Source organism: uncultured Jatrophihabitans sp., from assembly GCF_964251945.1.
In the GTDB taxonomy this organism is placed as follows: domain Bacteria; phylum Actinomycetota; class Actinomycetes; order Mycobacteriales; family Jatrophihabitantaceae; genus Jatrophihabitans.
On the sequence record NZ_CAXULP010000011.1, the window covers coordinates 1 to 24,378 of the forward strand.

The window sequence follows — 24,378 nt, forward strand, 5'->3', positions numbered from 1 at the left end:
CCGGCGACGTCGTCGGTCTTCTTGGCGACCTCCTTGACGAGCTCCGCGCCGATCTTCTCGTATGGGTCCTCGAGCTCGATCTCCTTGGCGATGGAGACGCCGTCGTTGGTGATCGTGGGGGCGCCCCACTTCTTCTCCAGCACCACGTTGCGGCCCTTCGGGCCGAGCGTCACCTTCACGGCGTCGGCGAGCTGGTTCATGCCGCGCTCAAGGCCGCGACGGGCCTCCTCGTCGAACGCGATCAACTTAGCCATTCGCAGGTCCTTACTCTTCGATTGACAACTTGGAAGGCCGGCGGTCGGTGCCCGCGACGGACGGCCCAGAACGGGCCTCACCGCGCCCCCGGCGCTGGCACTCAGCCTAGCCGAGTGCCAGCTCAGGTTTAGCACTCGGCCTCCCCGAGTGCAACCAGCCGGCCGACGGAGCTCTGAACGCCGCTCTTAACGCCGCAGCGGCCCCGAGCCGAAGCCCGGGGCCGCTGCAATGGCTGCTGGTCAGACGATGCGCACACCGTCGGCCTGCGGGCCCTTCGGGCCCTGCACCACGTCGAACTCGACCCGCTGGTTCTCATCGAGGGAGCGGTAGCCGTCCGCCTGGATCGCCGAGTAGTGGACGAAGACGTCCTGCCCGCCGTCGACGGCGATGAAGCCGTAGCCCTTCTCGTTGTTGAACCACTTCACGGTGCCCTGTGCCACGTGCACTCCTTGCTAGGGGCCAGTTCCGGTCTCACACCCCGTGAGGCCGCGGTCTTCGTTCCTCGGTCCCGCCTGAAGTGCACGATCCTCTTCCTTGAGGCCCGTCACAACGCGGCGACAAAACGCTCGTCACTACGACCGGGGCGGACGCTACACGGCGCGCTCGCCGCTGACCAGAACCCGCAGGACCCGCATTCAACCCCGGTTTTCCGGCGATCGAGCCGTCACTGGAGAACGTGATCCGTCAGAGCAGGCCGGCTTCGCGCATGCCCTTCAGCGTGGGCGCGATGACGGCCGTCGGCTGCGCGCCGGCACTCACCGCGTCCAGGGTCTTGAGGCCCTCGCCGGTGTTGAAGACGACGGTCTCGACCGATGTGTCCAGCTCGCCGGACTCCGCCAGCTTCTTCAGCACCGCGACGGTGACGCCGCCCGCCGTCTCGGCGAAGACCCCGGTGGTCCGCGCAAGCAGCCGGATGCCCTCGCGGATCTCCTCGTCGCCGACGGAGGCCATCGCGCCGCCTGACCCGCGCACCGCGTCCAGGGCGTACGGCCCGTCCGCCGGGTTGCCGATGTTCAGCGACTTCGCGATCCCGGTCGGCTTCACCGGCACGACCTCGGCGGCGCCGGCGGCGAACGCGGTCGCGATCGGCGAGCAGCCGGCCGACTGCGCGCCGAACACCTTCCATTGCGCGGAGGGCACCAGCTCGGCCGCGACCAGCTCCTTGAACGCTTTGTTGATCTTGGTTAGCATCGAGCCGGACGCCATCGGGGCGACGTATTGCCCAGGCAGCCGCCAGCCGAGCTGCTCGGCGACCTCATACCCGAGCGTCTTCGACCCCTCGGCGTAGTAGGGCCGGATGTTGACGTTGACGAAGCCGGTGTGCTCGAACTCGTCCTCTTCCGACAGCTGCGCGCACAGCCGGTTGACGTCGTCGTAGGAGCCCTCGACGCCGACCAGCGTCCCGCCGTACACCGCCGTCTGGACGATCTTCGCGGCCTCGAGGTCCGACGGCACGAACACGATCGACGGCATCCCGATCCGCGACGCGTGCGCGGCCACCGAGTTCGCCAGGTTGCCGGTCGAGGCGCACGCGATGCGGGTGAAGCCCAGCTCCCGCGCTGCGGTGATCGCCACCGAGACCACTCGGTCCTTGAACGAGTGGGTCGGGTTCGCCGAGTCGTCCTTGACCCAGACCGGCGCGGTGAAGCCGAGCTCGTCGGCGAGCCGGTCGGCGCGAATGAGCGGCGTCATGCCGGTGCCGGTGTCGACGCGGGTCGCGACGTCCTGGCCGACCGGCAGCAGCCCGGCGTAGCGCCAGATGGAGTGCGGCCCGCTCTCGATGTCGGCACGGGTGACCCGGGCCAGCGCCGACGGGTCGTAGCCGATTTCGAGCGGGCCAAAACACTCGAAGCAGGCGTGCTGCGGGCCGAGCGGGTACTGCGCGCCGCAGCTGCGGCAGACGAGCGCGGAAGCGGGCGAGGTGGGCGCGAACGAACGGTCGGCGCGCTGGGCAGTGGCAGTCATGGCAAACGAGGCCTTTCTCCTCATCTTCCCCATGGCGCGATTCGCGCATGGGCCGGAGTTGGCACCTGCCTGCGGCGGCCTCAGGTCGACAAAGTCGACGCAAGTCATCGCACACGGTTGCCGGGGCTTCGTCGGGCCGGTCCCTCTGCCCCTCTGGATGAGCGGTGCTATTCGGTTGTGCATATCTTCGGTTGTCCGGCAATTGTCGCACAGCGGCGCGAGCGGCTCAGCTCGACGAGTAGTCCGAGGTGAGCACCACCACGACCGGGCCGGTGGGCAGCTGGCCGAAGCGCGGCTTGACCCGCTTGATCGTCGGGAACTGGTCCTGCAGCGCCTGGGCCGCCGCCTTCGCGTTTGCCGTCGACGGGTCGTAGTAGGCGCAGGTCGAGATGATGTTGTTGGCGTAGTTGCCGTAAGCGGTGACCGTCCAGCCGGCGTTCTCGAAGCGCTGGGCGGCGTCGCGAGCCAGCCCGGAGATCGTGCTGTTGTTGAGCACGAGCAACGGCACGCTCTTCAGCTCGCTCGTGCCGCCGGCCGTCGAGGTGACCGTCGAGGTGGTGGACGGCGGCCTGGTCGTCGAGATGGTGGACGGCGCGATCTTCGAACTCGACGCAGCTGAGCTCGTCGGGGAGGGCGGCGCGACGGTGTGGACGACGGTCCGGGTGGGTTTGGCGCTCGTCACATGCCGGGTCGGCTGGCGCAGCGCGATGACCGCGATGACGAGCACGGCTGCGCCCAGCAGGACGACGCCGATGCCGGCGAGTCGTTCACGCTGGTGTCGGCGCGCCTGCTGCCTGGCCAGTCGGCCATGCTTTGCGTTCAGTTCTCAAACCTCGATGCCCAGTCGACGCGCCGACCGTTGGCGCTGCCTGCTCGCGCGCAAGCGTCGCAGACGTTTGACGAGCATGGGGTCGGCGCTCAGCGCCGCAGGGGTGTCGATCAAGGCGTTGAGCACTTGGTAGTAGCGCGTCGCGGACATGTCGAACAGCTCGCGGATGGCCTGTTCCTTGGCGCCGGCGTACTTCCACCACTGCCGCTCGAAGGCGAGGATCTCGCGGTCGCGGCGGCTGAGCGCGTCGGCGGCGTCTTCGACCGCGCCGGTGGAATCGGTTGCGACCCTCGCGGAATGCATGTTCTCCGGTGCCTCTCGACGCTCGCTCGCACAGGTGCCGACGACCCGAGTTGCACCCGTGTAATTCCCCGCGTCATTGAACCATGGACGGCTGCGTCAAGCGGGCCCGGCGCGCTGTGCACAACCGGGGCGCCGTCCACATTCCGCGGCGGACGGTTTGGCGGCCGGGCCGGGTGCCGGAGACTTTGGGTCATGTCGATCCTCCCGGATCCCGCCGAGCTGACAGCGATCGCCGATCGCATCGCCCGGCATGCCGACGCGACCCGCGCGCGAGCCGAACGGCTGCGTCGCGCGGTCGCGGCGACGCACTGGCACGGCCTCGCGGCGACCGCCTTCGCCGCGACGGCCGCTGGCGTGCTGTTCGGCCTGCGCACCTCGGCAGCGCGCCTCGACGACGCCGCCGACGTCCTGCGCGCGCACGCCGCCAGGGTCGCAAGGGTGCTCGCCGAGCTCGCGAAAACTGTGTCCGACGCCGGCCGGCTCGCCGACGACCTCGGCGCCGGCGGGGCGGACCTGGCGACCGCGCCCGGCCGGCTGCCCGGCGACGTCGCCGGCGTGTTCGGCGACGGGCTGAACCTCGTCGGCGACGGCGCGCGCCTGATCGGCGACGGGCTGCACCTGATCGGCATCGGATGAATCACCCCACGTGACACTCCCAGGGCAGCCGGTGGCCGTGCGCGGCGGATCCGGCGGGATCGCAGCGCGCACCGAACAGCTGCGCGAAATGGCCGCGTGCTTCGGCGCGGTCGCCGGCGAGAGCCTGTCGGCGGCCTTGGGCCTGCACGGCTACCTGGCGCACCCGGCGCTCGTGCTGTCCGCGCTGCTGGATCCGATCGGCTTCGCCGACTTCGAGGCCACCCTGCTCGCCGCGCTCGACGCCCCGCAGGGGTTGTCGTGGGCCGGCGCGGAGGCCGGCGTCATCGACGGCGAGTTGCGCGCCGCCGCCTCGGCGTACGAAGCCGTCGACGACACCGTCGCGACCCTGCGAGACGACATCCTCGGTCTCGCCCGGCTGCCCGAGGCGCTGGCGGAAGGCGCGGCGACGCTCGCCCACACCGGCGATCCGCTGCAGGCCGCGCAAGCGGCGATCGCCGCGGACCCGCAGGCCGCCGACCTCGTCGTGGAGCTGCTCGGGCTGCCTGCGGCGCTGACGGCGGCGGCCGGCGCCCTGGCGGACGGCGTCGGCGTCGTGCGCCGGACCGGCGCGGACGCCGGCGCGCTCGCCGCGACGCCCCCGCGCCGGCTGACGGACGTGCTCGCCGACCTCGCGCGTCGCAACGACGACCCGCGGCACGGCGAGATCGACGTGCGGGTGCTGACCGGGCCGGGCGGGGCCAGAAGGGCGATCGTGGACATCACCGGCACCAAGTCCTGGACCCTGGCGCCAACCCACGACATCACCAGCCTGACGACGAATTGCCGCGCGCTCGTCGGCGAGCGCACCGCCTACGAGCAGGGCGTCCTCGCGGCGATGACGCAGGCCGGGGTGCGCCCCGGCGACCCCGTCATGCTGGTCGGCCACAGCGAGGGCGGCATGGTGGCGGTGACCGCCGCGCGCGACGCCGTCGCGTCGGGGCAATTCAACGTCACCCACGTCGTCACCGCCGGCGCGCCGATCGGCCGGACCGCGGGCCAGCTGCCGCGTGGCGTGCAGGTCCTCGCCCTGGAGAACCGCGCCGACGTCGTGCCGCACCTCGACGGCGTCGCGAATCCGGATCTCCCCAACGTCACGACCGTCGCCGGGACGCGCGGCGACGGCACTGTGCTCGGCGACCACGGCGTGCGCTCGACCTACCTGCCGCTCGCCGGGGACGCGCAGGCCAGCGGCGCGCGCAGCGTGCGGGACTTTCTCGGCTCCGCGCACGCCTACTTCTCCGCCACCGAGGTCCGGACGCACACCTATCAGATCCGGCGGGAGTGATCACCGCTCTTGCCCACTCTTGCCCCAGGCCCCGGCGAGGACAACCATCGCGTCCATGTTGGGGTTGATGCAGGACTTCCCGCTGACCACGAACGCGATCTTCGCGCGCGCCGAGCGGTATTTCCCGGACAAGGAGATCGTCACCCGCACGGTTACCGGCGTCGAACGCATGACCGTCGCCGACGTGCTGGCCGACGCGCGGCGCATCGCGACCTACCTCGACTCCGTCGGCGTCTCCGCCGACGGCCGGGTCGGCACGTTCGGCTGGAACACCGCGCGGCACCTCGCGCTGTACTTCGCGATCCCGGGCACCGGCCGGGTGATGCACACGATCAACATTCGGTACTTCGCCGAGCAGCTGATCTACACCGTCAACCACGCCGAAGACGAGGCGATCTTCGTCGACCGCTCGCTGTTGCCCGCCCTCGCCGGCCACCTGCCGCAGCTCGAGACGGTCCGGCATGTGGTGGTGATGGACGACGGCGCGGACGCGTCGCTGCCCGACGATCCGCGGGTCGTGCTGTGGTCGGACGTCGTCGCGCCGGCCGCCGAGACGGACTTCGCCGACCGGGTGCCGGACGAGCGCAACGCGGCGGCGCTGTGCTACACCACCGGCACCACCGGCAATCCCAAGGGCGTCCTCTACAGCCACCGCTCTACCTGGCTGCACTCGAACTCGAACACGACGACGGCGGTCTTCTCGCTCAGCGACCGCGATCGGGTCCTGCCGGTGGTGCCGATGTTCCACGCCAACGCCTGGGGCCTGCCCTACGGGTCGATGCTCGCCGGCGCGTCGATGATCTTCCCCGGGCCGGACCTGTCCCCCGGCGCGGTGCTCGACCTGCTGGAGGGCGAGCGGGTCACGGTGACCGCGGGCGTGCCGACAATCTGGATGGGGATGCTCCCGCAGCTCGCCGACCGCGACCTCTCCGCGCTGCGCATGATCATCTGCGGCGGCTCGGCCGTCCCGCGCGCCCTGTCCGAGACGTACCGCGAGAAGATCGGCCTGCCGATCACCCAGGCGTGGGGGATGACCGAGACCTCGCCGATCGCGACTGTCTGCGTCGAGCGGGCCGAGGTCGCCGACGCGGACGACGACGCCTTGGCCGACCTGCGCGCGACGGCCGGGATGACGCCGCCCGGCGTGGAACTGCGCATCGTGGAACAGGACACCCGGGCCGAGCAGCCGTGGGACGACACCGCGACCGGCGAGCTGGAGGTCCGCGGCGCGTGGATCGCCGCGCGTTACTTCCGCACCGACGAGCCGGGCGAGCAGTTCTCGCCGGACGGCTGGCTGCGCACCGGCGACGTCGCCGCCGTGTCGCCGCTGGGCTACGTGCGGCTCGTCGACCGGACGAAGGACCTGGTCAAGTCCGGCGGCGAGTGGATCAGCTCCGTCCATCTCGAGAACGTGATCATGTCCCATCCCGACGTGGCCGAGGCGGCGGTGATCGCGGTGCCGCACCCCAAGTGGGCCGAGCGGCCGCTGGCCTGCGTCGTGCCGCGCCCCGGCGCGACGCTCACCCGAGAGGACGTGCTCGAGTTCCTCGGCGCCCGGCTGAGCAAGTGGCAGGTGCCCGACGACGTCGTCTTCCTCGACGAGGTGCCGAAGACCAGCGTCGGCAAGTTCTCCAAGAGGACGCTGCGGGACAAGTTCGCGGGTTACCAGCTGCCGACTCGCTGAGACCGACCGCGCGGAGCGTGTCGTAACATCAGTCCCACTTGTCACATCAGTAACATGGATGGTTTGATCGGCGTGCCCTCGCCCTCAAGTTCGCGGCCGCCGCGCCGACGGAAAGTGCGCAATGACCTCTCCGTTCTCGCGCGGGCGCGGCCGGCGCTCCGCCTTCGCCTCCTCGCTCGTGCCGGCGCTGCTCGCCCCTGCGCTGCTGGGCGCCGCGGCCGTCGTCGCCGTCGCCCTGCCGACCGCGCCAACCGGGCCGGCGACCCGGTTGGTGTCCGCCGCCCGGCACGCGCCGATCGGCCACGTCGACCGGGCGTCGGTGGTGCCCGGCGGGCTGCGCGTCGTCGGCTGGGACTACGACCCCGACGCGCCGAGGACCGCGCTGCGCACCTACGTCACCGTCGATCACAAGCTCGCCAAGTCGGTGACCGCGAAAAGGTCCCGGCCGGGCGTCGCGCGCAAGCATCCGAAGGCGGGCGCGCGGCACGGCTTCAACTTCGTCGTGCCGGTGCGCGAGGGCAGACACCTCATCTGCATCTCGGCGAAGAACGTCGGCCGCGGCAAGAACCACGTCCTGCGCAAATGCGCGCGGCGGCAGTTCGACTACGGCCCCGTCGGCTCCGCGCCGCGGGTCACCTCGCCGCCCGGCTCGGTGCGGGTTCGCGGCTGGGCCGACGACCTGGATCGGCGCAGGGCCAGGGTGACCGTCGTGGTCACCGTGGACCGGACCGCCCACGTCGTGTCCGCCGCCGGGCCGCGCGCCGGCCTCCGCAAGACCCATCCCAGCTGGGGCGTCGCGCACGGCTATGACGTCTCCTACCCGGTGTCGCAGGGCCGGCACACGGTCTGCGTGACCGGCCGCAACATCGGTTTCGGCTCCGACAACGGGCTCGGCTGCAAGACGATCGTGGTGAACGACGACCCGACGCTGGCGGTCAACACCCTCGGGAAGGGCCGCGGCACGCTCCATGTCCGGGGCTGGGCCTTCGACCGGGACGCGGCCAAGACGGCGCTCAATGTGCTCGTGTCCGTCGACGGCGCGCTCACCACGCTGCGCGCGGACAAGCGCCGGGCCGATCTCGCGAAGGCGCATCCGTCGGCCGGCGCGCTGCACGGCTTCAACGCCTACCTGCCGGTCGCCGAAGGCGTGCACACGGTCTGCCTGACGGTGGCCAACGTCGGTCTCGGCGCCAACACCAACTACCCGTGCCGGTCGGTCCGGATCGCCGTCACGCCCACCGCGGCGCTGACGGCGGTGACGGCCACCCCCACCGGCGTGACGCTGACCGGCTGGGCGAGCGACCCGGACACCCGCAAGGCGATCTCGGTGCAGCTGCTCGTCGACGGCACGTTGCAGCGCACCGTCGTCGCCAAGCGGAAGGGCGCCACCCGCACCGGGCACGAGTTCCGCACGACGCTGCGGGCGGCGTCCGGCGCGCACCGGGCCTGCGCAATCGGGCTCAACGTCTCCTACGGGACGAGGAACTCCACGCCCGCCTGCCAGTCGCTGACGCTGGCGCTGTCCCCGTTGACCCGGTTCACCGCCGCCGGCCGCGCTGCCGGCGGCGGCGCGTTGCAGATCACCGGCTGGGCCTTCGATCCGGACACCACTGCGCCGCTGCAGCTCGCGGTGAGCGTGGACGGCGCGGCGCGCCCGGCGATCACCGCGAACGCCGCCAGCCCGGACATGGCGCGCCAGTACCCCGGCTACGGCGCCGCGCACGGCTTCGCCGCGACGCTGACCGCGGACGCCGGCGAGCACCGGGTGTGCCTCGTCGCGCGTAACGTCGGCGGCGGCGCCGACGCGAGCCTCGGCTGCAAGATCGTCAACGCGGTGCACCCCGTGCCGCCGAGCGTGCCGACCGCCGTGCGCGCGACGCCGGACTACGGCTCGGCAATCGTGTCCTGGACGCCGCCGGCGAGCGACGGCGGGGCGCCGTGGACCACGTACGTGGTGACCGCAAGCCCGGGCGGCCGAACCGCGACGGCGAGCCCGGCGGCGCGCAGCGTCGTGGTGTCCGGGCTGGCGGCGAGGTCGACGTACTCGTTCACCGTCGTCGCGGTGAACGTCGCGGGCAGGTCGGCCGGCGGCAGGTCCGCGGCGATCACCACGCCGGCCGGCCCGGGCCCGCAGACGACGCCCGCGCCGGTCGCGACGAGCCGCTACCTGCGCAACCTCGGCACCGGCGCCGGCGCGGAGCTGACCCGCATGCGCGCGGCCGGCCTCGCCGACGCGAAGGGCAACCCGTCCGGCCACCGGTACCTCGTGTTGCTGGACATCGGCGGCCAGGACCAGTTGGACGGTGGCGTCGTGCTCAGCGCGACCACCCGGTTCGTGCCCTACGCGGCGTTGGTCCGCGACCTGGACGCCTACGTCGACGGCTACCACGCCGGCCAGCGGTCGACCGCGCCGGCGACGATCGCGATCGGCACGAACAACGACATGGATGTGACAACGGCCAGCGGCGCGGCGTGGGCGAACTCCGCGGTGGACCCGGTGGTCAACCATGCCCGCGGGTATGCCGGCCTGTCGATTGCCGGCGCGAACGACATCGAGCCGGGTTTCCGCGCGTCCTACAAGCAAACCGCGTCCTGGCTTGCCGGCTACCTCGCGAACACGAGCGCGAAGTTCGTCTTCAACGGCTCCGCGGACGGCTGCTCGTGGACGCTGACCGGCCGGCGTTGCAACAACGGCTGGTCGATGAGCGGGCTGTACGAGCTCGCCGGCGGCGCCGCGCCGACCCGGATCGTCAATCTGCCGCAGGTCTACAACATGACGATGGCAGCGCAGTGGAAGTACATCTCGCTCACCGGCGTGGCGGCGCGGCGTCCGCGGGTGAACTTCGGCGGCGTGCTGACAGAGTGGACGGCATGCTCGCAGACCGGCGGCTGTGGCAGCCTCACCGGCCGCGACGCGTGGACGTCGATGTGGCGCAACCTGCAGTCGGACAGCCGGTTGAGGGTGACGAGCCTGCCGTACGCCACCGACCTGCGCATCAATTGACGCGCTCGCCGCGGCGCACGCTCGGCTCGTGGGCGGCGACCAGCCTCCTCGCCACCGGGGTGCTGGCCGCCGGCTGCACCTCGAGCGCGTCGACGGCGCCGACCACTGCCCCCACGCCCTCGACGTCGACGTCGACGTCGACGTCCGTGCCGCCGAGCACACCACCCGTGTCGACGCCCGCGCCCGCGCCGGCCACCCGCACGTCGAGCACGCCGGCGTCGACACCGCCGCGTTCGACGAGCGCCGCCGCGCCGAGCACCCCGGTCGCCACCGCCGCGCCGCGCTCGACCTGCACGTCGGTGCAGGTTCGGGTGATCCGCGGGTCGGCCTCGCAGGGACAGGAGTTTGCGGCTCTGCAGTTCACGAACACCGGTCCGGCGCGCTGCGTGCTCTACGGATATCCGTCGGTCACGCTGCTGCGCGCCGGCAACGCCATCGGCAGGCCGGCTCAGCCGTCCGGAGACAAAGCGTCCCGGCGGGAGCTCACGCCGGGCGCGACCGCGGAAAGCCAGCTGCACGACTACACCAACTGCTCGGCGGCGCTGTCGGACAGCCTGCGGGTGAGCGTGCCCGGCAGCTCGCAGAGCGCCGTGCGGCCGGCCGAGTTGCGGGCGTGCACGCTGCGAGTCGACGCCCTGGCCGCGCCGGCATGACGGACGATCCGAAGGAGCTGCGCCGGGCGGACTTTCCCGTGTTGCGCGCGCTGCCGACCCGCTGGTCCGACGACGACACCTACGGCCACGTGAACAACGTCGTCCACTACCTGCTGTTCGACACGGCGGTGAACGGGTGGCTGATCGAGGCCAGCGGCGTCGACATCCGCGAGCTGCCTGCGATCGGGCTGGTCGTCGAGACGTCGTGCCGCTACTTCGCCGAGCTGCGCTTCCCCGAGACGGTGACCGCCGGCATCGCTCTGGAACGGCTCGGCACGTCCAGCGTCGCCTACCGGCTGGCGCTGTTCGGCGAACGCGGCGAACAGCCGGCCGCGGTGGGCCGGTTCGTGCACGTCTACGTGGGCCGGGCCGATCGGCGCCCGACGCCGGTGCCCCCGGAGATCCGCGCCGCCCTGGCCACCCTGCAGCGCTGACCGGCATGGCAGGCTGCCGGCATGACGCGCTGGTATCCGCTCGAGGAAGTCGACTCAACCCTGTTCAGCTCGGCGCAGCAGATCCTGCGCTACCCGATCCGGCTGCCCGTTGCGCCAGCACGGGTGTGGGAGTCGCTGAGTTCCGACGCGAGCGTGTCGGCGTGGGGGCCGTTCGTGCGCAAGGTCGTGTGGACCACGCCACGGCCATTCGGGGTCGGCACCACCCGGGAGGTGACGCTGCCGCTGGGCTCGGTGACCGTCCGGGAGAAGTTCTTCCGCTGGGACGAAAGCCGCGGGTACTCCTTCTACGCCACGTCGGCCAACAGGCCGGGGTTGCGCCGCTTCGCCGAGGACTACCTGCTCGAGCCGGACGGCGACGGAACGCTGTTCACCTGGACGGTCGCGATCGACCCGCAGCCCAGGCTCGAGCGGGTGTTCCCGTTGACCAAACCGCTCAACCGGCTGGCTTTCGGCTCCTTGGTCGCCGGCGCGAAAAGACACTTCGCACAGCAGCCCCCCGGCTGATCCCGCCGCCGGCTCAGCGGCCGGCGGCGGCGTGCTCCGGCACGATCAGGTCCCGGGCCGTGCGCGACGGACCGCGCTCGTGGCAGTCGACGGCGTTGTGTCCGGCGACCCGCTTGAGCGTGATCCGGTCGATTTCGGTGTAGGGCTCGTTCGTGCCCGGCAGCGCGTCGGCCAGCGTGCGGACGACAAAGGTCGTCGGGCGTCCGCGTCGCGCCGGTGTGACGTCCACGGCGATGAAGGCGTAGTCGTCGTAACGCACCTGCGACCAGGTGACCACCTCCGGCACCTGCGTGCCGGCGGGGTAGCCACCGGCCGAGGTGGTGCCGGCGTCGGACCAGACGTAGCTGTTGACGACGTTCTCGGTGTTGTTCTCCGCCGAGTTCGGGCCGCCGGGCGGCTCGTAGCCGCGGTAGCGCTGCCCTTCGGGCAGCAACTGCGCTCCCGTCGGGGTCACCCCGGGCGGCGGCGGCGCGGCCGGGCTGGGAGCCGGCCGGAAGGAGTACCGCGGCCGACCGCCAGAGCCTACGCAAAGGTATGTCACGCCGTCCTTCTTCGGTTCGATCACCGAGCCGTCGGGCGCCGAACGGGTGGGGTGGCCGTTCTTGATGGGGTCGGTGCGCTCGAGGATGTGGTTGTGCCCCTGGACGACGAGATCCACCTGGTACTTGCTGAACAGCGGGTCGAGCGCGCCGCGCAGGCCGCCGTCGGACGCGTGGTTGGTGGTCGTGGAGTAAGCGCAGTGGTGGAAGAACGCGACTACGAAGTCGATGGTCGGGGCGACCGTCGTGTTGGTCCGCCACTCCTTGAGCGTCGCCTCGAGCCACGCCAGCTGGGCGCCGCGGGAGTACCCGGTGTTGGTCTGGATCTCGTAGGACAGGTCGTTCGCGTCGACCGAGATCACCGCGACGTTGCCGTAGACGAAGCTGTACACCGACGGACAGCCCTTCGGCCCGTTCGTCGGCAGGTCGAGCCGGGCCAGGTGCCCACCATACCCGTGGGTATGGCTGTCGCCGAGGTAGTGGGTGTCGCCGTACAGCGGCTCCATGTCGTGGTTGCCGGTGGCGAACATCCACGGCGTGAAAGCGGCTTGCGCCTCGATCTGATTGAGGAAGACGTCCCACACGTACGGGTTGTAGTTGTTGGTCCCGGCCGGTGAGCCGCCGCTGAGCGCGAGCGTGTCGTTGGCAGGCAGTCCGGTGCCGCTCGGGTCGGCGTAGCAGATGTCGCCGGCAAGCAGCGTGAACACCGGCCGCTCCGCCGACATCGCGTTCGTCTGGGTGACCGCGGGATGCGGGTCCCGTCCGCTGGCGCCCGCGACCGGGTCGGTCGGCTTGTAGTAGTTGTTGTCGAAGACGCCGCTGGGCCAGGTGCCGCCGTTCGCCCTGACCGACGCCGGGTCCTGGTGCCACGCGAACGCGGGGTCGGTGGGCGCGATGTTGGTGCCGACGTCGGCGAACGCGGTGAAGGTGAACGGATCGGCCGGCCGCTGCGTGTCGGCGTGCCTGCCCATCGGCCGGGCCGGGGCGGTGGTGAAGTAAGCGTCGCCGGACGTCGTGCCGTCCGACAGCCGCAGCCGGTAGTGGTAGACGTGCTCCGGCTGCAGGCGGGTCAGCCGAGCCTTCGCGTAGAACTGGCTGCCGACCGGGCCGCCGGCGATGGCGTACTGCCCGACCAGGTGCACGATCTCGGCCTCCACGCTCGTGCCGTAATGCCCCGGGCGGCTGCCGACGTCGACGAAGGCGCGCAGCCTGTTCGGCAGCGCGCCGGTCTTGCTCACCAGCTGAGCTGTCACGGCCATCGCGGTGTCCGGCCGGCCGTGTGCGTCGTTGACGAACGACAGGTGCCGTGCGGAGATCACCACACCCTTCGAGCCGCCGCCGCCGCCGGCGGCGAACGAAGCGTGCGCCAGCGTGAACTGGGCCAGCGCCAGACCGCCTGCGCCGCCCGCGACGGCCTTGAGCATGCCGCGCCGGCTGACCGCGCTGCGGGCCAGCTCGCGGTTGTTCCAGTCGGTGTACTCGTCGACCGTCTGCGGACGGTCCGGAGAGGAAATCGCCATGTCGCTCAGTTCGCCAGACGCGCACGTCCGCCGGCCCGCCACAGATCGACGGGGTGTCGACGGTTCCGCGAACTCGACGTGAACTCAGGTCCGGTCGAGGGCTGCCGATGATCTGCCGGAGACCGTTTTCCGCACGCGGAAGGATTCGAGTGACCCGGCACGCCTGGCAATGCACCCTGGCGGTAAATTCATGTCTGTTGGCGGCCTACTTCGCCGTGCCCAGCAACGTCGCGCGGGATGTCATCTATCTCGTGATCGGGCTGCTGTCGGTGGGCTGCATCGCCGCCGGCGTCCGCCTGCACCGGCCCGCGCTGCCCGGCGGGTGGTGGGCCATGGCCCTCGCCACGTTCTGTTTCGTCGGCGGGGACGCGATCCTCAATTACGACGACATCGTCCTGCACACCGAACCGTTCCCGTCGATCGCCGACGCCTTCTACCTCAGCGGATACCCCTGTCTCGTGTTGTCGGTGGTGCTGATGACCAGGTACACGATCCGCCGGCGGCGCGAGGATCGCGCGGACGCCGCCATCATCACGCTCGGCGCGTTGACGTTGCTGTGGCAGGTGCTGGTCACGTCCTACGCCCATGACTCCACGGTCACGCTCGCCGCGAAGGTCGTGTCGATCGCCTACCCGGTCATGGACGTCGGCGTGCTGTTCGTCGTGGCGTTGGCACTGTTCGCCACCCGCGCCAAACACGCGAGCGCCGTGCTGGTCGCGGTGAGCCTCACCGCGCTGATGATCGCCGACATCGGCTACGACCTGCTGGAGCTGCACGGGTCCTACACCTCGGGCAACCCGATCGACGCCGGCTGGCTGATCAGCTACGGACTGCTCGGCGTGGCCGCGCTGCATCCGTCGATGGCGCGGCGGCTGCCGGCCGCCGAGGGCGGCCCGGAGTCCGAAGCGCGACTGCCGCTCGTCGCCGTCGCCGGGCTGATCGCGCCCGGCATCCTGCTGGTGTCCGGCGCCATGCACAAGTCCGCCGACCTGCCGGTGCTCGGCGCCCTCTCGGCCGTGCTGTTCACGGTCGTCATCGCCCGGGTGAGCTGGCTGCTTCGGCTGCTGCGCGGGCAGACGGTGGACCTGCGGACCAGATCCCATGAGCTGGACGGCGCGCTGACCGCGCAGCGGGCGCTGGAGAGCGACCTGCGGCACCAGGCGTTCCACGACGGTCTCACCGGCCTGGCGAACCGGGCGCTCTTGCAGGAACGGGTCTCCCACGCGCTGTTGGGGAGCGCCCGCACGTCCGGCGTGGTGGCGATGCTGTTATGCGACCTGGACGGCTTCAAGACGATCAACGACACGCTCGGCCACCCGGCCGGCGACGAGCTGCTCGTCGCCATCGCCGAGCGGCTCAGCGCGGTCGTGCGCGCGGCGGACACCGTGGCGAGGCTGGGCGGCGACGAGTTCGCGGTGGTGATGGAGAACGTCGAGACGCCGGCCGAGGCGATGATGCTCGCCGAACGCATCCTGTCCGTTGTCCGCGAGCCGATCCGCGGCACGCACGGCCCGATCTCGGTCACCGCGAGCATCGGCGTCTCCTTCGGCACCAGCTCGACGAGCGTGGAGGACCTCGTCAGCGAGGCGGACGCCGCGATGTACGCGGCAAAGGCCGCGGGTCGTGACCGGGTCGAGGGGTTCGCGACGGAGATGCGCATCGCGCTGGTCCGCGAGCTTGCGCTGCGCGGCTCCTTCGACGAGGCGTTGCGCTCGGGCCAGTTCCACCTCGCCTACCAACCGCACGTGTCCCTGCACACCGGCCGGTTGGAGGGCTTCGAGGCGCTGGCCCGCTGGCGGCACCCGGTCTACGGCGACGTCGGTCCGGTCGAGTTCATCCCGCTCGCCGAGGAGACCGGCTTCATCGTCCCGCTCGGCCGTTGGGTGCTCGAGCAGGCGTGCCTCGCGGCCGCCAGCTGGGACGCCGCCGGCGCTGCGCCCTTCGACATGAGCGTGAACGTCTCGGCGCGCCAGCTGCAGGACCCGCGTTTCGTCGACGACGTCCAGTCCACGCTGTCGATCGCCGGCTTGCCGCCGTCGCGGCTCGTGCTCGAAGTCACCGAGTCGATGTTGATGAAGAACCCGGCCCGCACGGCGGCGCTGCTGAGCAGGCTGCGCGAGGCGGGCGTGCGCGTCGCGATCGACGACTTCGGCACCGGGTACTCCTCGCTCAGCCATCTGCAGCAGTTCCCGATCGACATAATCAAGATCGACAAATCGTTCGTGGACCCGCTCGCGAGTCCCTCGGGCGAGGCGAGCGCGTTCGTTCACGCGATCGTGCGGCTCGCGCACGAGCTGCGCCTGGCCACCCTCGCCGAGGGCATCGAGGAGCCGGCGCAGCGCACCGCGCTGATCCAACTCGGCTGCGACAGCGCGCAGGGCTACCTGCTGTCCAAGCCGTTGACCCCGCAGGACGCCCGTGCGCTGGCCCTCGACGACCTGCGTCGCGAGGATGTGCGGCCCCAGTCGACCGACTCGCACCGCTTGTCACCCCGTTCGACCGGTCCCAGTGATCAACTGGCCGGTCGGACGGGGTGACAAGCTCGGGGTGGCCGTCCATAGTCGCGGCGCGCGATCCGGGCGCAGCCCCCGCACGAACGCCGCCCGCAGCCGCCGGATGACCGGATCGAACCCGTACAGCTCGGTCCAGCCCCATCGGACGAAGGTCAGGCCGGCGTCCTCCATCGCGCCCTGTCGCCGCTTCTCCTCCCCCAGCGACAGCGGTTTCCCGTCGTACTTCGCGAGCCCGTCGGATTCGCCGACGACGCCGAACTCGTCCCAATAGAAATCGACCCGCCCGACGAAGCGGCCGCCGATCCGGATGATCGCCTGCGGCCACGACGTCGGCAGGCCGGCGTCGACCATGCGCAGGCGGCTGACCGACTCCAGCGCGGATTCGGCCCGCGGGTCGGCGTGCACCACGGCATGGGCTGCCTGCCGGATGCCCGGCCAACCGGCACAGCGCGTCAGCACCTCGTCGAGCAGGTCCGCCGTGGTCAGTCCGCTGCGCAGCGCCGCGTCGGCGGCGACCACGCAGTCATCGGCGCCGAGCTCGCGGCCGAGGTCGACGACCGTCCGGCCCGCGGAGGTCAGCAGGACGCACCCAAGACGCACCACGTGGCCGGGGAACAACCGGGCGCGGTGCAGGTGCGCGCCGCGGACCTCGCCGCGAAACAAACGCGGGAACGTCACGCACGGGACGGACGTGCCCTGCAGCAGCGGAAGATCCTGCAGGACGGCCGCGCCACGGTGGCTGAGGGTCATCCGGCAGTGCGTCAGCCCCACGGCGACGGATGCTCGCCGCAGCCGAGCGGCCGCCATCGCATGATCGTCACCGCTCGCCTCGAGGGGTAGCGCGAACACCCCCGGACGTATCCGCTCGAGGTAGCCGTAATCGACCGCGTGCGCCAGGGCGTGTCGGGTCCAGCCGGCCCGGTGTGCCTGGGCGGCGATGAACACGCCGTGTTGCCGGGCCGCCTCGGGTGGAATGCCGCGCATCCCGGGACCCTGGCACGCCGCGAGCACCTGCCGCGGAGTTGTCCACAGCCCCCGACTTGGCACCCCGTACGACCGGTCCCAGTGATCAACTGGCCGGTCGAACGGGGTGACAACCTCGCCGGATCCCGCCGCGACCCGCCACCCGCAGGCGCGCGTGGTAGGTCGCGTGTCATCTCGGGTAAATTTTGTGTAAGGCGGGGGCCGTTTCTACTCGAGGCGTCCGCTCATGCTCCGTATTCCGCTCGTCCGACCGCGTGCCACGCGGCAGTCTGCGCTCGTGTCGGCCGCGACTGCGCTGGCCGCCGCGAGCACGCTCATCGCGCTCGCCGCGGCTGTCGACACCGGCGCCGCAGGCGCGGCCACCGCGCCAACGACGACCGCGCCAACGACGACCGCGACAACGACGACAACGGCGCCGCGCTCGGTCGACGTGTGCGACCAGCAGGCCGCGGCCGGGCACGTCACCTGCTTCGCGCAGCGGTTGGTCGTCTCCCCGAAGGTCCCCGCCGCTGGCACGACGCGCCGGCCGGCGTTCACCCCCGCGACCGCGTCGATGCCCGGCGGATACGGGCCGACTCAGCTGCAGTCGGCGTACGCGCTCGGCGCCGCGGCCGCGTCCCGAGGCGCCGGCCAGCGCGTCTACATCGTCGACGCCTACGACGACCCGCGGGCCGAGGCCGATCTGGCGGTGTACCGAGCGACGTTCGGGCTGCCGGCGTGCACCACCGCGAACGGCTGCTTCCGCAAGCTGAACCAGAGCGGGACGGCGTCGCCGCTGCCGAGGCCGGACACCGGGTGGGCCAGCGAGATCGCGCTCGACCTGGACATGGTGTCGGCCGCGTGCCCGCGCTGCGGCATCACCTTGGTCGAGGCGAGCGACACCAGCTTGGGCATGTTCCTCGCCGTCCAGAAGGCGACCGCGCTCGGCGCCAAGTTCGTCTCCATGAGCTGGGGCATGACCGAGGGCTCGTGGGCGCCGTCCCTCGACGCCGGCTACTTCGCCGCCAGCGGCGTGGTTTACACCGCGGCCGCCGGCGACGCCGGCTTCGCCGACGGGCCGTCCTACCCGGCCACCTCGCCGCGGGTCATCGCGGTCGGCGGCACCTCGCTGCACGCTGCTGCCAACGCGCGCGGGTGGAGCGAGCAGGTCTGGCGGCAGAGCAACCAGCAGGGGACCGGCTCGGGATGCTCGAGCTATGAGGCCAAGCCGTCGTGGCAGGCGATCGTGCCCAACTCGGTGTGCGCCGGACGGGCCGAGGCCGACGTCGCGGCCGTCGCCGACCCGCGCACCGGCGTCGCCGTCTACTCGACCTACGGCGGCCAGGGTTGGGCGATCTACGGCGGCACGAGCGCGGCCGCCCCGCTGATCGCCGCGATCCACGCGCTCGCCGGCCCCGCCGCCGCGTCGACGCGCCCGGCCGCCGCGCTGTACGGCCGGTCCGGCTATTTCCACGACGTCGTCAGCGGCGCCAACGGCGCGTGCGCCGGCTCGCGCATCTGCACCGCGCACACCGGCTGGGACGGGCCAACCGGGCTCGGCACGCCCAACGGGATCGGCAGCTTCGCCCCGAGCGCGATCAAGGTGAACAAAGTCGCCGTGCACTCGCCCGGCGCCCGGACCACGCGGCACGGCAAGGCCGTCCGACTCCGGCTCGTCGTCACCGACTCAGGCGGCGCACGGACGACAGCGCACGCGGCCGGCCTGCCGCGCGGCCTGCGGATGTCGAGCGCCGCCGTGATCACCGGCAAGCCGGCCGCGAAGGCGAAGGGCCGGCACCGGGTCGTCGTGACCGCGCGAGACGCCACCGGCGGCGTCGGCATGGTCTCGTTCTGGTGGCGGGTCAAGTAGCCCGCGCTGAACCTCGCCGACCGCACACGGCGTCAGCCGAGGCGCAGCACCTTCAGCGTCTGCGCGGCCATCTTCGACTCGCCGAGCGGATTCGGGTGCACGATCACCGGATTCGTCCCGGTGAGGACCGGCTCGATCCACCGCACGCCGGGCGCCTTGCAGGCATCGTGGCCGTTGGACACGGCGCTGAAGTCGACGTAGGTCGCGCCAGTGGCCGCCGCGGCGCGCCGGACCGCGTCGTTGAGCGTCGCCTGCTCGTGACGCAGGTAGGGGACGTCGCCGGTCGCCACCGGCATCTGCGGGTAGCAGCCGCCGGTCGCCGGCAAGATCCACGGGTAGCCGAGGATGGCGATGCGCGCCTTGGGCGACTTGGCCTTGACGGCCCTCAGGGCCTTGACCAGCGACGGGTAGGTGGTGTTCTTGATCGTGTTCTCGAACGACGACCCGTACTTGTCCTTGCACGGGCTGCCCTGACCGAGCGTCGACAGGCCGGCCGCGCCGCACTCGACGATCGAGTCGATGAACACGCCGCTGTCATTGCCGCCGATCGTCATGGTGACGAGCTGGGTGTTCTTCTGCAGCGCGTCGAGCTGCGGGGCGACGCCCGGGTACTGGGAGGTGGCGTAGTCGCTGGTCTCCGCGGCGCCGCAGGTGACGTCGGTGAGGGAGGCGTGCAGCGCGCTGGCGATGACGTGCGGGTAGTTGACCGTCGATCGCAGGCACTCGGGCGGCGCGGTCGGGTCCGGCGGCACGTTCCCGGACGCGGCGCTATACGAGTCGCCCAGCGCGACGTAACGCAGCGGCGTGGTGGCCGCCCCGGCCGGGGAGACGAGGACGAGGGCGACTGCGGACACGAAGGTCAGCAGGACGGCGGCGAGCCGGCGCATGGCACTCCTACTCAGACGCAGGTCGGGCGCCGCTTGTCGACATGCGCCCGTTGCCCAGGTGTAACGAGCGGGCGGGCGTTAGGTGTCGGTCGCGAGTGGTCCGAAGGCTGCTTGGCCCATGGCCGGTTGTCGGACTGTGTCCCCGCTCGGCACGCCAGGGTGTCGACTCCGGCCAGCACGGTCAGGCAACACGAGTTGACCTGACGGCGCACGGCTTATCTCGCGAGCTCGCGCACGAGGTTCGCGCCGTCGACGGTGCCGAGGCCGGTCGCGAGGTCGTAGCCTTGCCGCGCGTGGAACCCGGGCACCGTGTAGCTCTTGCCGTTCTGGGTGAAGCTGACGGTGTTGTCGCCGAGGGTGATGTCCGGGATTCCCCTGGCGTGGCGGGCGGCGAGCGCGTAGAGGCGTGGGTTCAGCAGCCCCAGGTCGTGGCGGGCAGCTTGATCGGCGACCGCGACGACGCCGGCGAACATCGGCGTGGCCTCGCTCGTGCCGCCGATGAGGTAGAAACCCGCGCCGCCGACACCGCCGAAGCCGAGGTACACGAGCGCGGCGCCGTCGACCGCAGCGGTCAGCGAGATGTCCGGGACCCCGCGTCGGGAACCGACGATGCCCTTGACTCGGTGCTGGTACCACGGCCGCCGGAACACCGAGGACACGCCGCCCCCACTCGCCGCCGGGCTGTCGAGCAGGACCGTGTCGTTCCAGGTGTTGTCCGGCGCGATCCGGTGGCCGTCGGCGTCCAGGTGCAGCTGGGTGCCGCCGACAGCGGTGACCAGCGGGTCGGAGTCGGGCCAGCCAGTGACCCGATGGGTGTAGAGGTTCTCGCCGTCGGCTTGGTAGTCGGTCGGGCCGGAGTCTCCCGACGCGGCGAGCACCGACACGTGATGCGCGGCGGCGTTGAAGAACGCGCTGCGCTGTTCGAGCAGCGACTGCTTGGACGGGAACGTCTCTTCCGTCGCGCCGAAGCTCTGGCTGATCACATCGGCGAGGTGATGCTTGATGACGTAGTTCTCCGCGGTGACGATCTGCGGGATGCCGACCAAGCCCTCGGTCTCGGAGACCGGCGTCTCGACCAGCAAGATGTTGGCGCCCGGCGCCATGGCGTGCGCGTACTGGACGTCAAGTGATGTTTCCTCCGCCCAGCCGACCATGTCGTCGTTGTTCTCGTCGAAGGCCGGCACCTTGCCGGCCGGCTGAATCACAGTCAGCTTCGGCGGCGCCGGCAAGCCGAACGCCTTGTCAAATGTGGCGAGGTCCGACTTGACGGTCGGCGAGCCGAAGGAGTCGACGATTGCGATGGTCTTGCCGCGTCCGGTCAGCCCATGCGCGTAGAGCGACTTCATGTCATACGCCGTCTCGAACTGATTTGGGCTGTAGCAGGCGATGCCGAGGTCGGCGACGCACTGCGCCGTCGTGGGCGGTGCGGCGAACCGTTTCGAGTCGAGGCGCAGGAGCGGAACCACCCCGCCGGCGGCACTGGCGGCGACCACGCCGGCGACTGGCGCCACCGCACTCGCGAGAAGCAGGCCCACGCCGCAGGCGATCGTGCCCAGCCGCATCTTCATGCCGAAGTACCCCCAAGCCGCCGACCAAAACTGCACGAGTGGACCACCGCGATCGGTGATCGTCAACCCAGGTTCAGCGAACACTCCTCACTGGCCTGCACGTTCTGCCCTGACGCTGGGACGTCGAACGCACCTTCGGCTGGCTCGGCAAGCACGGCCGTCGCGCACCGTCGTCAAACGATCTTGAAGCCGACCTTCAGGTAGACCTGGAAGTGGGCCACTTCGCCGTTCTCGATGTGCCCGCGCGTCTGGGTCACCTCGAACCAGTCCAGCTCCTCGAGCGTCTCGCTCGCCCGGCTGATCGCGTTCTTGATCGCCTCGGCGATGCTCACCGGCGACGTGCCGACGATTTCGACGACGCGGTACGTGTTGTCGGACATCAGGTCTCCTTTTGGGACGGCGGCACTGGAGCCGCCTGTCGGATTCGAACCGACGACCATCCGCTTACAAGGCGGATGCTCTGGCCAACTGAGCTAAGGCGGCAGCGGCTCGAGGTTACCGGCTGCCAGCGGCCGGCTCCGGCCGCTCCGGCGCCGCCTCGGCTTCGGCCTGCTCTTGCGCCTTCACCACCGACCGGTCCGACGCACGACGGTTGTGCGCAGGCGGCGCGGCGGGCGGGGCGGCCAGGATCCGGAAGGCGCCGTCGCCGTCGAGGTAGGCGCCGTTCTGGGTGGCGGGCGCGCCGCGGTAGAGCACTTCGTTCCAGCTCGGCGGCGCCGGCTCGACGACGATGGACGACCGCCGGCGCCGCACGACCTGCGACTCCTTCGGCGCGTCCGTCACGTACAGCCGCTCCAGCGCCCCGAGCGCGATGTCGACGAGCGAGTTGCCCACGCCCATGAACGCCGCAACCGCATAGGCCGCGGCGAGCGCGTTGAGCCCCTCGAACGCCGCGTTGCCCCAGTTGTGGTCGTGGAAGTCGCGCAGGAACGCCCACACCGAGTAGCCGATCAACAGCCATGGGGCGGCCGCGAACAGAAATGGCGTGGCAGTGCGGTTGCGCACCTTCGGCGTGCGCGCGAACGGGATCTTCTTGCCGGTGACCGCCTGCTGCAGCGACTTGCAGACGCCGGCGAGGTTCACCGGCAAGAGGATCAAGTTGAATCCGTAGATGCGCAGCACGTCAGTGCGCTTGTACCCGCATCGGCGCAGGTCCGAGGACATCGCCAGGAAGTACGGCAGCGCGGCCAGCACCACCAGCGGGCTGAGCAGCCGGCTGTTGAACGGGTACACGAGCAGGAACAGCAAGCCGATGCTGCTCCAACACGTCGAGGCCATGTAGTTGATCCGCAGCATCGTCTGCGCGGCGGAGCCGTGTTCGCCGCGCTTGGCGCGCTCGCGGGCTTCCTGCCGCATCTTCGGCAGGATCAACAGGCCGCCGTTTGCCCAGCGGCGCCGCTGGATCGCGAGCGAGCCGAAGTCCGGCGGCGTCGCCGAGTAACTCAGCCGCTCGGGATAGTTCAGCAGCCACCAGCCGTGAATCCCCAGGTCGAGCGAGGACTCGGTGTCTTCGATGACGGTGCGGTCCTGCACGTAACGGCGGATCGCGTGGCCGCCGAAGTAGTCGATCTCGACGATGTCGTCGAGCGCGCGCTTGCGGATGACCGCGTTCGCGCCGACCCAGAACGTCGCGGCGTGATAGCTCATGCCCTGGTGGACGATGTGCTGCAGGTCCGTCGTGGCGCCGGCGAGCCGCTCCATCCGGGTGCTCGAGCCGGGGAACGCCGAGTACGGCGTCTGCGCGACGGCGAGCCGGTGGTTCTCCGGCTGCATCATCAGGTGCACCAGCCGCAGGCAGTACTCCGGCAGCAGGATGCTGTCCGCGTCCAGGGTGAGCAGGAAGTCAGCGTCGGGAATGACGATCGACCCGGTGTTCGCCGCCGGCGCGAGCACCAGCCCGGCCTTCGTCTTGACGGGGTCGAAGCTGCGGCCCATCAGCCCGATGTAGCTGTTCAGGTTCATCGCCTTGTTCGCCTCGTGCGACAGGGAGGCGTAGAGCTTGCGCTCGAACCAGGTGATCTCGGCGCGAAACGTCCAGGCTAACCGGCGATAGAGCTGCTGCACCCGGCCGCGGGACAGCGCGGCGCCCTCGGCGGCCGCCTCCCACAGCGCCTCGTGCGTGCGGCCGAAGTCGTCGGCGAGCGCTCGGAGAACCTGATCGGCGAAGAAGGTGTCGACGTGGTCGCGAACCGATTCGGCGTCGGCGCGCTCGCGCAGCCAGTTGGCCGCCCAACTGAACTCGTCGGCGAGCCCGCGGATCTGCTCCGGCCCACAGGTGTCGCCCGCCCCGGACGTCTCGAACCGGTCGAGCGCGGCGCCGAAGCGCTCACGCGGCTCGGCGAGCCATTCCATCAGCTCGCCAGGCAGCGCCCGCGCCGCGGCGAGCATGTCCGCGTGCTCGCCGGGCGCCGGGCGCGGCGGGTCGTCGAGCAGCAGCACGACCCGCAGGTACGGGTACTCCTGCAACGCCGCCGACAGCAACGTGGTGCGGATCGTCCGGTGCTCCTCGCGATAGGACGGGATCAGCGCGGTCATGGTGGGCAGCTGGTCGGCGCCGAACGCGGCGTCGATGACCGCGCGCGGCACCCGCCGGTGCGCCCGCGTCCGGTAGAGCGCGCCCTGCCGAGCCAGGAGGTAGAGCAGGGACGAGAGCGTCAGGAACGACACGATCACGACGTAGCCGACCGTCTCCGAGATGAACTGCATGCCCTGGAAGCCGCGATTCACCAGCTGCGTCACGATCGTCGCGACCAGATAGGCGGCCCAGGCCGCGATCGTCACGACGATGCCCAACCGGCCAAGCGTGATCATCGTGTCGCTGACCGGCGCCGACACCGGCGGCAGGGGGCGGACCCGCCGATCAGCGCCCCACTGCCGACGTGGCTCGGTGCGTGCTGTGCCAGACGCCATGTGTGCTCCTCGAGATCGCGCGGGCCGGCGCCGCG

Annotated in this window: 21 protein-coding genes, 1 tRNA gene and 1 riboswitch; of the genes, 9 read left to right on the forward strand and 13 right to left on the reverse strand. The window is 71.2% G+C overall.

The genetic code is table 11. The features are described 5' to 3' along the window. From ACFFBG_RS16605 to ACFFBG_RS16625, 5 genes are all read right to left on the reverse strand, one after another. Window positions 1-254 (reverse strand): TCP-1/cpn60 chaperonin family protein (locus tag ACFFBG_RS16605; RefSeq protein ID WP_375480669.1); only part of this gene is annotated, 254 nt, incomplete at its 3' end. Between the two features lie 240 nt (window positions 255-494). Beyond that, window positions 495-695: a cold-shock protein gene (locus tag ACFFBG_RS16610; RefSeq protein ID WP_375480670.1), complete on the reverse strand. Its 201-nt coding sequence runs from the start codon at window positions 693-695 to the stop codon at window positions 495-497. Between the two features lie 244 nt (window positions 696-939). Then, on the reverse strand, window positions 940-2,220 hold the full coding sequence (gene thrC / locus ACFFBG_RS16615; RefSeq protein WP_375480671.1) for a threonine synthase: 1,281 nt from the start codon (window positions 2,218-2,220) through the stop codon (window positions 940-942). A gap of 17 nt (window positions 2,221-2,237) precedes the next feature. Next, a riboswitch (SAM riboswitch) is annotated at window positions 2,238-2,384 on the reverse strand. A 62-nt stretch (window positions 2,385-2,446) separates the two neighbouring features. Then, on the reverse strand, window positions 2,447-2,947 hold the full coding sequence (locus ACFFBG_RS16620; RefSeq protein WP_375480672.1) for a LytR C-terminal domain-containing protein: 501 nt from the start codon (window positions 2,945-2,947) through the stop codon (window positions 2,447-2,449). Between the two features lie 99 nt (window positions 2,948-3,046). Then, window positions 3,047-3,352 (reverse strand): DUF3263 domain-containing protein, encoded by a 306-nt coding sequence (locus ACFFBG_RS16625; protein ID WP_375480673.1) that lies wholly within the window; start codon window positions 3,350-3,352, stop codon window positions 3,047-3,049. A 192-nt stretch (window positions 3,353-3,544) separates the two neighbouring features. Between ACFFBG_RS16625 and ACFFBG_RS16630 the strand changes: the two genes are divergently transcribed. The 4 genes from ACFFBG_RS16630 to ACFFBG_RS16645 all read left to right on the forward strand — a co-directional run bounded on the left by ACFFBG_RS16630 (window position 3,545) and on the right by ACFFBG_RS16645 (window position 9,961). Then, the gene (locus ACFFBG_RS16630) at window positions 3,545-3,988 is read left to right on the forward strand and encodes a hypothetical protein (protein WP_375480674.1); all 444 of its coding nucleotides are present in this window, start codon (window positions 3,545-3,547) and stop codon (window positions 3,986-3,988) included. A 10-nt stretch (window positions 3,989-3,998) separates the two neighbouring features. After that, entirely contained in the window at window positions 3,999-5,273 is a 1,275-nt protein-coding gene (locus ACFFBG_RS16635) for a hypothetical protein (protein WP_375480675.1), read from the forward strand. A gap of 55 nt (window positions 5,274-5,328) precedes the next feature. Then, window positions 5,329-6,957 carry a long-chain fatty acid--CoA ligase gene (locus tag ACFFBG_RS16640; protein WP_375480676.1) on the forward strand — a complete coding sequence of 543 codons (1,629 nt, stop codon included), beginning with the start codon at window positions 5,329-5,331 and terminating at the stop codon, window positions 6,955-6,957. Between the two features lie 121 nt (window positions 6,958-7,078). Continuing rightward, window positions 7,079-9,961 carry a fibronectin type III domain-containing protein gene (locus ACFFBG_RS16645; RefSeq protein ID WP_375480677.1) on the forward strand — a complete coding sequence of 961 codons (2,883 nt, stop codon included), beginning with the start codon at window positions 7,079-7,081 and terminating at the stop codon, window positions 9,959-9,961. On the opposite strand, the gene ACFFBG_RS16650 is transcribed toward ACFFBG_RS16645, so the two are convergent. Next, the gene (locus ACFFBG_RS16650) at window positions 9,954-10,256 is read right to left on the reverse strand and encodes a hypothetical protein (RefSeq protein WP_375480678.1); all 303 of its coding nucleotides are present in this window, start codon (window positions 10,254-10,256) and stop codon (window positions 9,954-9,956) included. The two genes, ACFFBG_RS16645 and ACFFBG_RS16650, sit on opposite strands and share 8 nt — an antisense overlap. A 4-nt stretch (window positions 10,257-10,260) precedes the next feature. Here ACFFBG_RS16650 and ACFFBG_RS16655 point away from each other — a divergent pair, with 4 nt between their 5' ends. Genes ACFFBG_RS16655 through ACFFBG_RS16665 form a run of 3 tightly spaced genes read left to right on the forward strand, consistent with a single transcriptional unit; the run spans window position 10,261 to window position 11,573 of the window. Continuing rightward, window positions 10,261-10,614 (forward strand): DUF4232 domain-containing protein, encoded by a 354-nt coding sequence (locus ACFFBG_RS16655; protein WP_375480679.1) that lies wholly within the window; start codon window positions 10,261-10,263, stop codon window positions 10,612-10,614. After that, window positions 10,611-11,048: an acyl-CoA thioesterase gene (locus ACFFBG_RS16660; RefSeq protein ID WP_375480680.1), complete on the forward strand. Its 438-nt coding sequence runs from the start codon at window positions 10,611-10,613 to the stop codon at window positions 11,046-11,048. The genes ACFFBG_RS16655 and ACFFBG_RS16660 overlap by 4 nt, the downstream gene beginning before the upstream one ends. A 21-nt stretch (window positions 11,049-11,069) precedes the next feature. Beyond that, a complete protein-coding gene (locus tag ACFFBG_RS16665; RefSeq protein WP_375480681.1) occupies window positions 11,070-11,573 on the forward strand; it encodes an SRPBCC family protein in 504 nt (167 codons plus the stop codon). A 13-nt stretch (window positions 11,574-11,586) separates the two neighbouring features. On the opposite strand, the gene ACFFBG_RS16670 is transcribed toward ACFFBG_RS16665, so the two are convergent. Further along, window positions 11,587-13,632 carry a purple acid phosphatase family protein gene (locus ACFFBG_RS16670; RefSeq protein ID WP_375480682.1) on the reverse strand — a complete coding sequence of 682 codons (2,046 nt, stop codon included), beginning with the start codon at window positions 13,630-13,632 and terminating at the stop codon, window positions 11,587-11,589. Between the two features lie 197 nt (window positions 13,633-13,829). On the opposite strand from ACFFBG_RS16670, the gene ACFFBG_RS16675 reads away from it, so the two are divergent. Next, window positions 13,830-16,169 carry a putative bifunctional diguanylate cyclase/phosphodiesterase gene (locus ACFFBG_RS16675; protein WP_375480683.1) on the forward strand — a complete coding sequence of 780 codons (2,340 nt, stop codon included), beginning with the start codon at window positions 13,830-13,832 and terminating at the stop codon, window positions 16,167-16,169. Here ACFFBG_RS16675 and ACFFBG_RS16680 read toward each other — a convergent pair. After that, complete coding sequence (locus ACFFBG_RS16680) at window positions 16,119-17,129, reverse strand: type IV toxin-antitoxin system AbiEi family antitoxin domain-containing protein (RefSeq protein WP_375480684.1); 1,011 nt, start codon at window positions 17,127-17,129, stop codon at window positions 16,119-16,121. The two genes, ACFFBG_RS16675 and ACFFBG_RS16680, sit on opposite strands and share 51 nt — an antisense overlap. Window positions 17,130-17,406: 277 nt before the next feature. Between ACFFBG_RS16680 and ACFFBG_RS16685 the strand changes: the two genes are divergently transcribed. Further along, on the forward strand, window positions 17,407-18,978 hold the full coding sequence (locus ACFFBG_RS16685) for a S8 family serine peptidase (protein WP_375480685.1): 1,572 nt from the start codon (window positions 17,407-17,409) through the stop codon (window positions 18,976-18,978). Window positions 18,979-19,010: 32 nt separating this feature from the next. On the opposite strand, the gene ACFFBG_RS16690 is transcribed toward ACFFBG_RS16685, so the two are convergent. The 5 genes from ACFFBG_RS16690 to ACFFBG_RS16710 form a co-directional block, all read right to left on the reverse strand. Next, window positions 19,011-19,865, reverse strand: a complete 855-nt coding sequence (locus ACFFBG_RS16690) for an SGNH/GDSL hydrolase family protein (RefSeq protein ID WP_375480686.1) — start codon at window positions 19,863-19,865, stop codon at window positions 19,011-19,013. Between the two features lie 215 nt (window positions 19,866-20,080). After that, a complete protein-coding gene (locus tag ACFFBG_RS16695; protein ID WP_375480687.1) occupies window positions 20,081-21,469 on the reverse strand; it encodes a S8 family serine peptidase in 1,389 nt (462 codons plus the stop codon). A gap of 137 nt (window positions 21,470-21,606) precedes the next feature. Beyond that, window positions 21,607-21,813, reverse strand: a complete 207-nt coding sequence (locus ACFFBG_RS16700; RefSeq protein ID WP_375480688.1) for a dodecin — start codon at window positions 21,811-21,813, stop codon at window positions 21,607-21,609. 26 nt (window positions 21,814-21,839) lie between these two features. Further along, window positions 21,840-21,916, reverse strand: a tRNA-Thr gene (locus ACFFBG_RS16705). A 12-nt stretch (window positions 21,917-21,928) separates the two neighbouring features. Next, window positions 21,929-24,343, reverse strand: a complete 2,415-nt coding sequence (locus ACFFBG_RS16710; protein WP_375480689.1) for a glycosyltransferase family 2 protein — start codon at window positions 24,341-24,343, stop codon at window positions 21,929-21,931. Window positions 24,344-24,378: the final 35 nt, after the last annotated feature.